General features: G+C 63.8%; 7 protein-coding genes and 1 pseudogene. 3 read left to right on the top strand and 5 right to left on the bottom strand.

Going from position 1 to position 12969, the window contains the following annotated elements; genetic code table 11:
• Positions 1-14 precede the first annotated feature (14 nt).
• Positions 15-5468 (top strand): MBG domain-containing protein, encoded by a 5454-nt coding sequence (locus G7079_RS09265; protein WP_166057036.1) that lies wholly within the window; start codon positions 15-17, stop codon positions 5466-5468.
• A 24-nt stretch (positions 5469-5492) separates the two neighbouring features.
• Here the strand turns inward: G7079_RS09265 and G7079_RS09260 are convergent, their stop codons facing one another.
• Positions 5493-6854: a hybrid sensor histidine kinase/response regulator gene (locus G7079_RS09260; protein WP_166057035.1), complete on the bottom strand. Its 1362-nt coding sequence runs from the start codon at positions 6852-6854 to the stop codon at positions 5493-5495.
• Between the two features lie 247 nt (positions 6855-7101).
• Here G7079_RS09260 and G7079_RS09255 point away from each other — a divergent pair, with 247 nt between their 5' ends.
• Together G7079_RS09255 and G7079_RS09250 are read left to right on the top strand one after the other, a co-directional pair.
• Positions 7102-7665 (top strand): OmpA family protein, encoded by a 564-nt coding sequence (locus G7079_RS09255; RefSeq protein ID WP_166057034.1) that lies wholly within the window; start codon positions 7102-7104, stop codon positions 7663-7665.
• 19 nt (positions 7666-7684) lie between these two features.
• Positions 7685-8071 (top strand): DUF4280 domain-containing protein, encoded by a 387-nt coding sequence (locus G7079_RS09250; RefSeq protein ID WP_166057033.1) that lies wholly within the window; start codon positions 7685-7687, stop codon positions 8069-8071.
• A 78-nt stretch (positions 8072-8149) separates the two neighbouring features.
• Here the strand turns inward: G7079_RS09250 and G7079_RS09245 are convergent, their stop codons facing one another.
• The 4 genes and pseudogenes from G7079_RS09245 to tssI form a co-directional block, all read right to left on the bottom strand.
• The gene (locus tag G7079_RS09245) at positions 8150-9715 is read right to left on the bottom strand and encodes a hypothetical protein (RefSeq protein WP_166057032.1); all 1566 of its coding nucleotides are present in this window, start codon (positions 9713-9715) and stop codon (positions 8150-8152) included.
• A gap of 1 nt (position 9716) precedes the next feature.
• Positions 9717-10073 (bottom strand): hypothetical protein, encoded by a 357-nt coding sequence (locus G7079_RS09240; RefSeq protein ID WP_166057031.1) that lies wholly within the window; start codon positions 10071-10073, stop codon positions 9717-9719.
• 5 nt (positions 10074-10078) lie between these two features.
• On the bottom strand, positions 10079-10624 hold the full coding sequence (locus G7079_RS09235) for a DUF4123 domain-containing protein (protein WP_166057030.1): 546 nt from the start codon (positions 10622-10624) through the stop codon (positions 10079-10081).
• A gap of 161 nt (positions 10625-10785) precedes the next feature.
• Positions 10786-12902: pseudogene (gene tssI / locus G7079_RS09230) on the bottom strand (type VI secretion system tip protein TssI/VgrG).
• Between the last annotated feature and the right edge of the window lie 67 nt (positions 12903-12969).

Raw genomic sequence — 12969 nt, 5'->3', positions numbered from 1 at the left:
ACGGGGCTGAAGGGATGCGCATCCATCAATCACGGCGGTTGCCGCCGATCAACCTGCTGGCGGCTTCGTTGTTGCTGGCGTGTGCGCCGTTCGCGCAGGCCGAAGGCATCGACGCCGCGCAGGAAGCAACGCCGGCACCGTCGGCTTCGCCGCAACAGACGCAGGCCTTGCCCGAGCCACAGATGGGAACGCAGGTGCAAGCGAGCTTCGTGCTGAAGGGCGTGCGGTTCGATGGCGCCACCGGCGTGCCGGAGAGCGAACTGCAGGTGGCAGTGGCGGACAAGATTGGCAAGGACGTGACCTTCGCCGACCTGGAGCAACTCGCCGCGCGCGTGGTGGCGGTCTACCGGAAGCACGGTTTCGGCCTGGTGCAGGCCTTCGTGCCGGTACAGGAAGTGGTCGACGGGGTGGTCAGGATCACCATCAGCGAAGGCGTGCTCGGCAATGTCAGCATCGATGTCGCCGAAGGTGCGCCGGTGCAGCAGGAACGCGTGGCGAAGACGCTGGCGGTGCTGGAGCCCGGCAAACCGCTGAACGGCCGCGAATACGAACGCGCGATGCTGCTGCTGTCCGACTTGCCCGGCATCAAGCCGCAATCCGCTATTTCTGCTGGCGCGGTCACCGGCACCACCGACCTCGCGGTGCAGGTAACCGAGCGTGATCGCTTCCAATACGGCCTTGAGCTGGACAACTACGGCACCCGCGATTCCGGTCGTCATCGCATCACCGGCAGCATGCGTTGGGCCAGCCCGTTCGAACGCGGCGACAACCTCGACCTGCGCCTGATGCTGGCGCAGGGTATGCACACCGCATTCGGCCGCATTTCCTACGAAACGCCGGTGGGCTATCGCGGCCTGCGCATCGGCGGTGGGCTGGCGCGCGTGCAGTACGAACTGGGCGGGCCGTTCGAGCCGTTGAAGCCGACCGGCACCGGCAACGTGGCTGACCTGTCCTTCAGCTATCCGATCATCCGCCAGCGCAGCGCCAACCTGTTCGTGCGCGGCATATTGGACAACAAGGATCTGACAGACCGCTTCGAGGCGGTGGGCTTCGAGACGAAGAAGCGTATCCACGGTGGTGGCATCGGTCTGTCGTTCGAGAAGCGCGACAAATTCCTTGGTGGCGGCTACACCAGCGCGAACGCCTTGCTCTATCGCGGCAACCTGGACATCAAGGACGCCACCAGCGAGACCTTCGACAATCCCCCGTTCGGTTACGACACCGAGGGCAGCTTCGGCAAGTTCACCCTGCAATTGGCGCGCTTGCAGTACGTTGCGCCGAAGCTGAGCCTGTTCCTCGGTACCGGCCTGCAGCGCGCCAGCAAGAACCTGGATGCCTACGAGAAATTGTCGTTGGGCGGCCCGAAGGCGGTACGCGCGTATGCCACCGGCGAAGTGCTGGTCGACGACGGCTGGCTGGCGACGACCGAGCTGCGTTACGCGGCGAACCCGGAAACCACCCTGTTCGCGTTCTACGACGCGGCGCGCGGCGATTTCTTCCACGACCCGCGACCGTTCGACGTGTCCACCAGCCGCAGCTTGCGTGGCTACGGGCTTGGCATGAACTGGAGCAAGTCGGGCAAGGTCACGGTGAATTTCAGTATCGCCTGGCGCGGCAGCGATCCCGGCGTCACCGATGGCGGGGGCGCAACCCCCGTTTGTATTGGTCGATCCAGAAATCGTTCTGAGGAGCACGACATGCGCACGAAGCAGACATCCAAGCGGATCCGTACGGTTCGCCGACACCGGCTGGCGATGGCGCTGGTCGGTGCGATGGCGATGCCGATGGCGGCACCGGTACTTGCGCAGAGCTTGCCGGGAAGCGGCAACGTGGTGGATGGCACCGCGAGTATCGGCACCGTTGGCAACGAGATGACGATCACCCAGACCACCAAGGGCGCGATTATCGACTGGGGTAGCTTCAGCATCGGCGCCGGCTATGGCGTGACCTTCGATCAACAGTTCGGCAGCAGCAGTGTGACGTTGAACCGTGTGGTTGGATCCGGTTATGGGGCGTCACCTTCCAGCATCGATGGCAGGCTGAGCGCCAACGGCAACGTGTTTCTGATCAACCCGGCAGGGATCACCTTCGGCATCGACGCGGCCGTGAATGTCGGTGGCCTGATTGCTTCCACCTTGTGGATGAATTCGGGCGATTTCATCAACGGCCTGTCCTCGGGTCAATACGTCTTCAGTGGCTTCAACGGCGATCCCAGTACCTTCCACAGAGTCAGCAACGGCGGCAGCATCACTGCAGGCGTTGGCGGGGTGGCGTTCGTCGGGCCCGAAGTGCAGAACAACGGCAATATCGTTGTCAATGGCGGAAACGTCGGCTTCGGCGCGGGTACTGCGGTCACCCTGGACTTCTTCGGCGATGGCCTGACACAGGTCACGATGAATGGTGCGGTAGCGGCTGGTGACATCAATAGCGCCAGCAACTACGGCGACATCACCGCAGATGGTGGACAGATATTCATGCGTGCCTTGACCTACGGCTTGAATGGCGGGGTCTTCAATGGCGGCAATCTCCGGGCAAGGACGATCAGCAGCCGTGCTGGGCACGTCGAACTGACATCGCAGGGCGGGAGCGTGATTCTGGGCGATCTCCGGGATGGGTATCTTGGGCCGGGCACGATCGACGTGACCGGCGGCGCCGGAATGCGGGGAGGAAGCGTCTTCCTTCAGGCGGGTCTTGTCTATCTCATGAGTGATCCGTTTCAGCCCTCAACACGTGTCGCCAGCTGGATCGACGCGTCCGGCGATGCTGGTGGCGGCAGTGTCGCCATCAACTCGATTGCCACGAGGCTCTATCAGGGAGCAAGTATTCGTGCCGACGGCCTGGGCAGCGGCAATGGTGGCAACGTACAGACCGACAGCCTCTTCGTGATTGCCGACCAGGACACGTTGATTTCCGTCAATAGTGCGGGTGGCAGCGGCGGGCAGGTCGATCTCAATGCGGTCGCCGGGATCACGGCCTATGGCCGCATCCAGGCGCGCGGTACCACGGCAGGCGGCAGCATCAGCACCGTCACCAGTGGTGAGTTCGACATGCGCGGGCTTCAGGTCGATGCAGGTTCTGCCTCGGGCACGCCTGGAACATGGGTGCTCTCGGCTCCGACGATCGATGTAACCCATGGCGCGGACTCCGGCACGGCATTTGAAACTCGGGTGGCAGGTACTACGATTCAGGACGAAGAAATCAACACCGCTTTGTCCAGCAGTACCAACGTGACGCTTCGTGCCGGAGTTGCCGATACCGATTCAGGCGATGTCTATATCCAGAAAGGCGTGGACATCGCCTATACGACGGGTACGGCGCCCTTATCGCTGCGCGTGGATGCCAACGGCACGATTGGTGGCGATGCATTCGCCATTCGCGCCGTCGACGGTGCGCTGGGCATCGCGTTCAATGCCGACGCAAACAACCTCAGCACCGGCTTCGCCGGTATTCGTTTCGACGGCGCAACCTTGCAGAGCAATGGCGGCGACATCCTGTTCTACGGCCAATCGGACCTGGCAAGCGGACTGGCGAGCAGTTACGACAGCGGCATCCGGCTCACTGGCAGCAACATCGTTACCGGTGGCGGAAACCTGCTGATGCGCGGCGCAAGCACTGCGGCGGATACCGGGGGTGGCGACGCCGGCGTATTGATCGAAGGGACGACCATCTCGACCGGTGGCGGCGATGTGAGCCTGCATGGGCGTGGCGCCGACATCGTCGATGGCGTTGCCTTGAACGGCACGAGCATCGATAGCGCGGATGGCGATATCGATATCGCTGGTTCGACGGATAGCGTGGCCGGATTTTCGATGGACGCGGCGTCTAGCCTGGATGCAGGCAATGGCCTGGTGGTCATTCGCGCCGGCAATGACGGCAGTAGTGACGCGATCCGCATCAATGGCGGAATTGCCAGCGGCATGGCCGTCAACCTGCGCCCCGGCGGTGTGGATGCGAGCGGCGTCCTCGCCGAGCGCACGGCCGACGAAATCCTGATTGGTGGCAGTGCCGGTTTCGTCCTGAGCGGGGCGGAACTTGCGTTGATCGATGCACCCGAGCTGATCTTGGGCAGCAGCTTGCATGCAGGCGCGATTCGCGTGCTGGCTGCGACCAGCCGCGATGGCAACCTGACCCTGCAAAACGATGGTGGTAGCGGTGGCATTGATATCCAGGCCGGGCTTGATGTCGGTAGCGGTGTGCTGGCCTTGTCCAGTGGTGGCGATATTACCCAGACCAGCGTCGGCGCGATCACCGCCCACAGCCTGTTGGCGCGGGCGGGCGGGGACGTGCTGCTGGCCAGCGCAAGCAACAACGTTGCGGCAAGTACATTGACAGGGTCCTCCGGTGGCGATTTCGAATACCAGGACGTGGACGCACTGGCGATCGGCAGTGTTTCGGCGCAGGGCCTGGATTCGGCGTCGAATAGCCTGTCGAGCATGGGGACGGCCGGGATCAGTGCCGGTGGCAATGTCTTCGTGCGCAACTTGGCCGGCGACATGACGTTGAACGCCGGCGTGAGCGGCGTAAACATCGACCTGGTAACGGCGAATACCCTGCAAAACCTGGCCGGTGCCAACCTTGCGGCGAGCGGCAACTGGCGGGTGTGGGCAAATACCTGGGCAGGGGAGGCACGCGGTGGCCTGGCTGGTAGCGGCAGCCTGCCGAATCTGTATGGCTGTGCCTATCTTGGTGCGTGCGGAGTGACCGTGCCGGGTTCCGACAATCACTTCATCTACGTGCAACAGCCGACGGCGGTGATCACCTTCGACAGTGCCAGCCGCGAGTACGGGCTGCCGGATCCGGTGTTCACGTTCAACATCGCAGGTGCGATCCTCGGCGACAATACTGCGGGTGTTGCCGCCGGGAGCGGCTTCAGCACCGCAACCATCGGCAGCAATGTCGGCAACTATCAGATCAATGGCGGTTTCACTTCAGCAGCCGGCTACCGTCTCCAATACGTGCCCGGTACGTTGGCGATTACCCCAGCCACGCTCTTGTTCACCGCGGACAACCTGGTGCGCTATCTCGGCATCGACAATCCATTGCTCACGGGTGACATCAGCGGTTTCCGGAATGGCGACACGGCGCAAAGCGTATTCGGCGGCGACGTGATCTGGTTCACTTCGGCCGGGGCATCGTCGCCGATCGGTTTCTACCCGATCAATGGCGGTACCAGCGCGGTCAACTACGTGTTTTCACAAGCGCCGGGCAACGCCACTGCATTGCAGGTCATTCCGATGCCGCAGCTTTCATCAACGCCGATCGATTTCATCCGGGAGACGGTTGATACCTATGTATACGACCGCAATTTCGGCAGTGCGCCGATGTGCGCGCTGAATGCTTCGCTGGAAGACCAGAAGCTGGCCTCGTTCGGCGACGAGCTGTCGAACGAATGGTCGAAAGTCCGGTCGCGCCCGAACCTGACCAACTGCTTCCAGACCGAACAAAAGAGCAGTTGCGGCGATTTTTGACCTGGCGTCGATCACGGGTACCGCTCAGGCGGCGCCCGGCATGCGTTGGTGCGTTCGTCTGGCGAGCAGGGACCGCAGCTTCGATGGCGGCGGCGGGTGTGACAGGACACGTGCGCCATGGCGCGAAGCGGCTTCCAGCAAGCCCGCCCCGGGCTGCGTGCACAACACGATGCGCGCGGCCAGCGGGTAATGGCTAGCGGTCGTGCGGATCAAGGCCCATGCCGGATCGTCGTCGGAATCCACTGCGCACAAGACCGCATCGATCCCTTCATCGCCACTACCGATGAGTGCGGATGCGGTGTCTACATCCGCGTCTGCGTAGACGGCATAGCCCCATGATCTGAGCATCGCGGCCAATGCCTCGCGCTGTGGCGAATCGAGATCCCTCAGCACGGCGCACGGTGGACGCTTCAATACGGATGCCCGCGGCAAGGTTAGCCAGAAGCAGGCCCCGGCATGCAGGCGAGAGCGAAGTTCGACGCGCGTACCCAACAATGCGGCGAACCGCGAGACGATCGATAGCCCGAGGCCGAGCCCCTTGCGATGATCGCGTTCCGGGTTGCCGACCTGGAAGAATTCATCGAATACCCGTGGTTGATGGATCGGCGCGATGCCGACGCCACCATCCCGGACTTCGATGCGGACGTCGCCGCCATGCCGGCGCGCCACCAGCAGCACGCGCGCGCCATGTTTGCTGGCCTTGATCGCATTGTCGATCAGGCGTTCCAATAGCCCCCTCAACATGTCGGGGTCTGTGTATACGGCATGGTCGCCCGCATGCGCGCATAACGCGATGCCGGCGCGTCGTGTGGCATCGGATCGTGATGCCATGATGCTCGCGAACAGATTGCGGAGATCGCAGGGCGCGGCATGTGCCTGCAGTGCACCGGCTTCGAGTTGCGACAGCAACGACAGCCCATCCAGCACATGGACGATTGCGCGCATCCCGGCGTCCAGCTGGGCAATCTCGCCAGCCTGCGAAGGCGGCGCATCGCGACGCAGTTGTTCCAGGGTCAGGCCCATCGACTGCAGGGGCTGGCGCAAATCATGGCTGATCGCAGCCAGGAAGCGATCCTTGGCCCGCTTCGCGCCATCAGCTTGGGTCATCAGCCGGGCCATCTCGGCCGATAGTTGCCTGCGTTGTTGGTCGTTGTCATCGTTGACACGACGCAGCACCGCCAATTGTCGTGCTATCTCCTCCAACAAGGGAGACAAGGGATGCGATGCGTCCAGGGGAGGCGTGGAGCCGTTGGCGATGAGTCTTGCGGCTTGCAGCGCGTCGCGCCTTTGTGCACGCAGGCGAAGCGCCGCGGAAACGGCTGCGCCGAACAGCCCACCGCCGATGGCGGTGCCCGATGCCAGCGCGAGTTGCTGCATCGCCTCCATGGAATACCCCCGGGAACGCTTGTTCAGGTTAGTCAAGGCCGTGGCTCGCCGCGATATCCCATCGGTGCTAGCTGTGAAGTGCAGTCCCCGCGTTTGCAGGTGCCTGAACTAGGCCGAACGTGGTATCGAAATCGACCGTTCCGCGGCGCAGACTCGTTGGCGAGGATCGGCATGTGCCGATCGCCGTGCGGCAATGACCCGCCGGAATGCATCCAGGCCGCAAGGCCGCAACGCTACGAGGACAGACATGAGCAGTATCAAGATTCTCCGTTCCGCGCTGGCGATCGCCGTGCTGGTCGTTTGCGGCGGTGTCCATGCGCAGGATGCGCAGAGCACGCCATCGGTGGATTCGATCATCGAGAGCCTGAAGGCCGATGCGCCCGCAGCCGGGCCGGGCCAGACCCGTGCGCTGCGCCCGGGCGCCGCTTCGATGTCCACTGCACCGGCACCCGCGCCGGCCGCACCAAGACCGGCTTCGGTGAACATGCAGATCAACTTCGAATACAACTCGGCGGATATTGCCGGCAGCTCCGCAAAAACCATGGCGACGCTGGCCAAGGCATTGGCGTCGCCGCAGTTGCAGAACCGCAACTTCACGGTGATCGGGCACACCGATGCCAGCGGTTCGGCGGGATACAACAAGGCCTTGTCCGACCGTCGTGCGGACGCCGTGCGCCGTTACCTGATGGAAAACGGCGTGGCGTCCTCGCGGTTGAAGGCGATGGGCAAGGGCGAAAGCCAGCTGCTCAACAACGACGATCCGAACGCGGCCGAAAATCGCCGTGTGGAGATCCAGGCGACCGGCGGCTGACCGTCCAAAGGGCGCGATCATGCCGATTCAGGTCGTCAATGGCGCCACCCTGATGTGTCCTTTCGGCGTGGCGCCATCGACGTTGGTGGTGACGCCGGAAAACAGGGTGCTGTCCGGTAATCAGCCGGCTGCCAATATCATGGACTTCGTGCCGATGAAGAACATCATGCCGTTCGGTATGTGCACGTCGCTGGCGAATCCAACAGTCGCATCGGCCACGGCAACGGCGCTGGGTGTGTTGACGCCGATGCCTTGCATTCCAGTCACGACGCCATGGAAACCGGGGGCGGCAACGGTGCTCTTGGGCTACATGCCGGCGCTCGACAATACATGCACGTGCCAATGCACATGGGGTGGTGTCATCACGGTGACCAATCCGGGGCAGATGACCGAGATGATTCCTTGAGGGTGGCCATTTGCACGTGACCAAAAAGCCGGCTTTAGGCCGGCTTTTTCGTGACGCACGCAAACTGGGTAAGCGACATCAGCCGAACATGTTGCCCATATTGCCAAGTGAACTGGCCGCATTGCCCATCGCCGCAGCGGCACCTGCCGCGGCCGATTGCGCCGCACCAACGGCACCTTGCGCGGCTTGGCCGGCGGCGTTGGCAGCGTTGCCGATCGCACCCTGCGCACTGGCGATCGCGCCTTGCGCCGCTTCTCCCGCCTGTGCGGCAGCAGACTGCGCGGCGTTCTGTGCGTTGTTGAGTGCCCCTTGCGCGGCCCCACTCAGCGCCTGTTGCGCCTGTTGCACGGCCTGGTTGGCCTGCGCGAGTCCTTGTTGCGCGGCCTGCGTGACCTGTTGCTGCGCCTGCGCGGCTGCATCCTGTGCGGTGGTGATCGCCTGTTGCGCGGCATCACCGGCTTGCTGCTGTGCGGAATCCACGGCAGCCATGGCCTGGTCGATGGCACCTTGCGCTGCCTGCTGCGCCTGCTCCTTCATGCCATTGACCGCATCCTTCGCCTGCGCGATGGCGGCACCGGCCTGTTCGCGGACAGCTTGCTGCGCCTGCTGCACCGCATCCTTCGCGGCCCCCAGTGCCTGTTGCGCGGCGCTGTTGGCTGTAGCCTGCGCCTGGTCGAGTGCAGCCATTGCATCGTCCATTGCCCCAAGCGCCTGGTCGGCGAGGGCATCCGCCTGATCCAGCGCATTGTTGGCCTGGTCGAGCATCGGGCCGGCGACATCGCCGAGTGCGCTGGCGGCATTGCCGAGTGCGTTGTTCGCTTGCGCGGCGCGCCTGGCGAGTTCGTCCTGCAGCGCACGCACGTAAGGGCATTCCGATGCCGGGAAATCCACCGGCAGGTTGGGGAAGCTGTGCGGCAGCGCATCCAATGCGGGGGCGATCTGGCCGAGTGCATTGCGGGCGTTGTCCATCACCGCATTACGCGCCTGCTGCAACGTATCGGTGGCGGCATCGCGCAGCATGTCCTGGGCTTGGTCGATGGCGTTGTTGGCGGCATCCAGTGCATTGCCGACACCGTCTTCGACCATGCCCATGGCGTTGTCGACCATGCCCATCGCATTGTCGATGGCCGACTGCGCGGCCTGTTCGGCGCTGGCCATCGCGCTGTCCAATGCTTCCGAAGCGGCGGACAAGGCACCCTCGGCCAGCGCCTTGGCCTGGCTCTGTGCCTGGTTCACCGCTTCCTGCGCTTGCGACAAAGCGCTCTGCACTGCAGCACCGGCCTGCTGGCTGGCGTTGGTCAACGCGTCGTTGGCCTGCGCCAGTGCGTTCTGCGCCATGTCGTTGGCCGCACTGCGCGCAGTGTCCATGGCCTGGTTGGCCTGGTTCAGCGCGCCCTGCGCGGCGGCGCCCGCCTGTGCCGCCGCTTGCTGCGCCGCTTGCTGGGCCTGCGCTACTGCGCCATTGGCCGCGCCTGCGGCGGCGGCCGTGGCATTGGCCACAGCGGTTTGCGCTTCGGAGATCGCGCCTTGCGCGGCGCTGGCTGCGGAATTCGCGGCGGCGGATGCCTGCTGTTGCGCCTGCTGCACGGCTTGTCCGGCAGCGGCACCGACGTTCGACAGGCCTTCGGTGAGTCCTTCGAACATGTCAGCCTCCCTGCATCCGGCGATAGTCGCCATAGGCGGTCGCCGTCCACATTTCGATCAAGAGTGCGCGATCGAGCTGCGAGCTGTTGCGATCGGCGAGCACGCCGATGATCGATGGATCCCCGGCGACGCGCTCGTTGCCGAACAGCGAGCAGGCCAGCGCGTAGGAGGCAATTGCACGCTGGCTGCGCAGGCCCGTCTTGCGGCAATAGGCGATGATTGCGTCGAGTTCGGCATCCAGCCGATCCAGCGGTAGCGCGCCGATCCCGTCGACGTGGCGGCCCAGGAAGTCCGCAAGGTTGTTGCGGAGTTGCACCTCGCCGATCACGGCCATCTGCTTGCGCTTGAGTTCGAGCATGGCGTCTATGCCGCCAACGCCAGCTGCAGGGTGCGCTGCTGTTGCGAGGGATCGCGGGCGATATACAGGGCCGCGTCCGCGCTGCGGCTTTCGATCCAGCAGCCGCGGATGGGCCCGAAGAACGCCTTGCGTTGTTCGTCGTCGAAGGTGGGCACCACCGAACGGAACGCGCGCGGGTCGTAGAAGCGGAACAGCATCGGGCTGCCATCCGGCCCGGCGACGCGCAGGATGCGGCGCAGGTGGCTGCGCAGGGCATAGGCGTCGGTTCCTGGATCCGCGACCACCACGATGCCCCAGTGTTCGTTCCAGCCGTCGCGCAAAGCGATTTGGGTGGCACCGGCATTGTTCACGAGTTCGAGTACGTACGGTGCCGCGGCCTGCAGCATTGGATCCAGGTTGCCGGAGAACAGGCACATCGCCTCCGGTGCATGTTGCTCCAGCAGGTCGGGAAGTCCGTTGATGACGGCACCGTCCAGTACGGCGAACACAGGGAGATCGTTTCCGCCGAAGATTGCGCGCTTGAGGAGTTCGAATTGCTCTTGTCGGATCACGGCGACCTTTCCAGGCTGAACGACTGACCGCCCGCTGGCCGCTGCGCGATGCGCGTTTGCCGTCGGTACGGTACTGGGCTTCCCTGCTTCGGATATACGTAGCGGAGCCTTCGATCCGGTCATGGATCGAGGGGAAGCCGGTGGCGGGATGTAATGCGTTGTCATCGTCCACTCTGCAGGGATGCGAGTCGCGCGCGCGCCGCTTCGCAGACGGCGCAGAACGGTACGGCTGTCTGCGCGGCCTTGCGCAGTGCCCGCGCCTGCGCCTGCTGGATCGGATCGCTGACCTTGCCGGCCGAGGACTTGATCGCTTGCGCCGCATCCTTCGGCTTGTCCGCCTTTTCGGCCTTCTGCGCACGCTTCGCGGGCAGTGGGGCGCCGCCGGAATTGATGAAGACCATGGTTCCGGTGATCTGTACGCCGGCCGGCCCGAGCACGATGGAACTGCCCCCGGCCTTGATGCTCAGCATCGTTCCGGCTTCAAGCACGAGATTCGCGCCCGCCTTGAGATCCATATTGGCGCCGGCGTTGACGATCATGTTCGCGCCGACAGTGAGGTTGTAGCCCGCGCCGACCGAATGCGAATCGTTGGCCGAGACATCGGTGTGGTGGTTCGCGCCGACGGTGAGGTAGTCGTCCGCGCCGATCGTGCATGCCCGGTTCGAACCGATGGAAATCGTCTCGTTGATCCCGATGGCTGCGCTGTGGTGCTCGCCGATGGATTCGGTCAGGCTCTTGCCGATGCTGAGGTCCGAATGCACGCCAACCGCTTCGGTCCGGCAATTGCCGGTGCGCACCTGCAGGTTCTTCTGCGCGTGCAGGAAGATCTCTTCCTGGCCCTTCTTGTCCTCGAAGCGCATCTCGTTGAAACCGCCACCGCCCTTGGAAGACAAGGTCTTGATGGTGGAGTGCGTGGCATTGGCGGGGAGATCCACCGGCGGATTGTTCAAGCCGTTGTAGACGCTGCCGAGGATGATCGGCTGGTCGGGATCGCCCTCCAGGAAGTCGACCACCACTTCGTTGCCGATGCGCGGGATGAACAGGCTGCCGTAGCCGTTGCCCGCCCACATCTGCGCCACCCGGATCCAGCAGGTCGCGCCATCGTCCGGGTAATTGGTGTTGCGGCCGTCGACCTTGCGGTCCCAGTGGAAACGCACCAGCACGCGCCCCATCGCATCGGTATAGATTTCCTCCCCGGAGGGGCCGACCACGATCGCCGTCTGCGGGCCGCGCATGTGTCCTTTCGGCGTCGTCATCGGTGCGCGGAAGACCGCGGTGCGCGGTTGCAGCGTGAAGTCGTTGTCGTATCCGGCGGCACCGCCTTCGTTCCTGAGGTTGTTGTGGCCGCGGTGCCAGACCGAGAGCACCATGTATTCGCTGTTGAAATCGTCGAACGGGTGGCTTTCCAGCGAGAACATGTGGCCGGGTGCCAATGCCCGCACCTTGCCGCTGCCGCGCAGGCGCAGGTGGCTGGCTTCCTCGGCTTCCATGACCACCCGTGACAGGTGCTTGCCGACATCCGCCTCGACGAAGCCGCCGGGGTAGCGGTAGCGCTCCAGGTCGCGGCCCTCGCCGATCCCCAGCACCGTAGGCGTGTTCTCGCTCAGCGTGTTTTTTTTCTCGTAGTCCCAGTCGGACAGGGTCACCTTGCGGGTACGCATCTGTTGCGAGCGCGACAAGGTACGGATCGTGTCGTACGCGTCTCCCGCATCGGCATGGTGGAACTGGACGATGTCCGGTTCCAGGCGGGGTTGTCGTCCTTGTGGTCGGTGATGGTGAGGATGTGGCGCGTTTCCCCGTCTTCGGAATGGCGGAAGTAGTAATACAGTCCCTCCCGTTCCAGCAGGCGGGAAATGAAGTCGAAGCTCGTTTCGTTGTACTGCGTGCAATAGCGCAGGGTCGGGTGGTTTTCCGCCACGTCCAGCTTGTAGTCGGAATAGCCGAATTCCTCAAAGATGGTTTCGATGACCTGCAGTGCCGTCATGTCCTGGAAGATGCGGCAGTCCTCGTGCTGGGTCAGGAACCAGAACCAGGGCACGATGTCGCATTCGTAGGCGTACAGGTCGCCGCCGTCCGCCGACTGCACCCGTCCGGTTTGTGCGAAATGCGAGACCACCCCGTTCCAGTGGCGTTCGCCATCCATGACGCCCGGGTCGCGTGTCTCGACGCGCAAGATGCCGGGTTTGCCGATGATCTTGAGCGGATCGATGTCGTCGCGTTCGGAGAGCAGGCTGAGCTGGAATTCGAATAGCTGCGAGACCGCCTCGTGGCCGGTCATTTCCTCGATCAGCAGGTCGTCCTCCCCATACTCGGGCAAGGTGAGGAAATACATCCGGTTGCTGGTG

The sequence above is a fragment of the Thermomonas sp. HDW16 genome (assembly GCF_011302915.1).
GTDB lineage: Bacteria > Pseudomonadota > Gammaproteobacteria > Xanthomonadales > Xanthomonadaceae > Thermomonas.
This window is presented reverse-complemented; position numbering and strand designations above follow the sequence as displayed.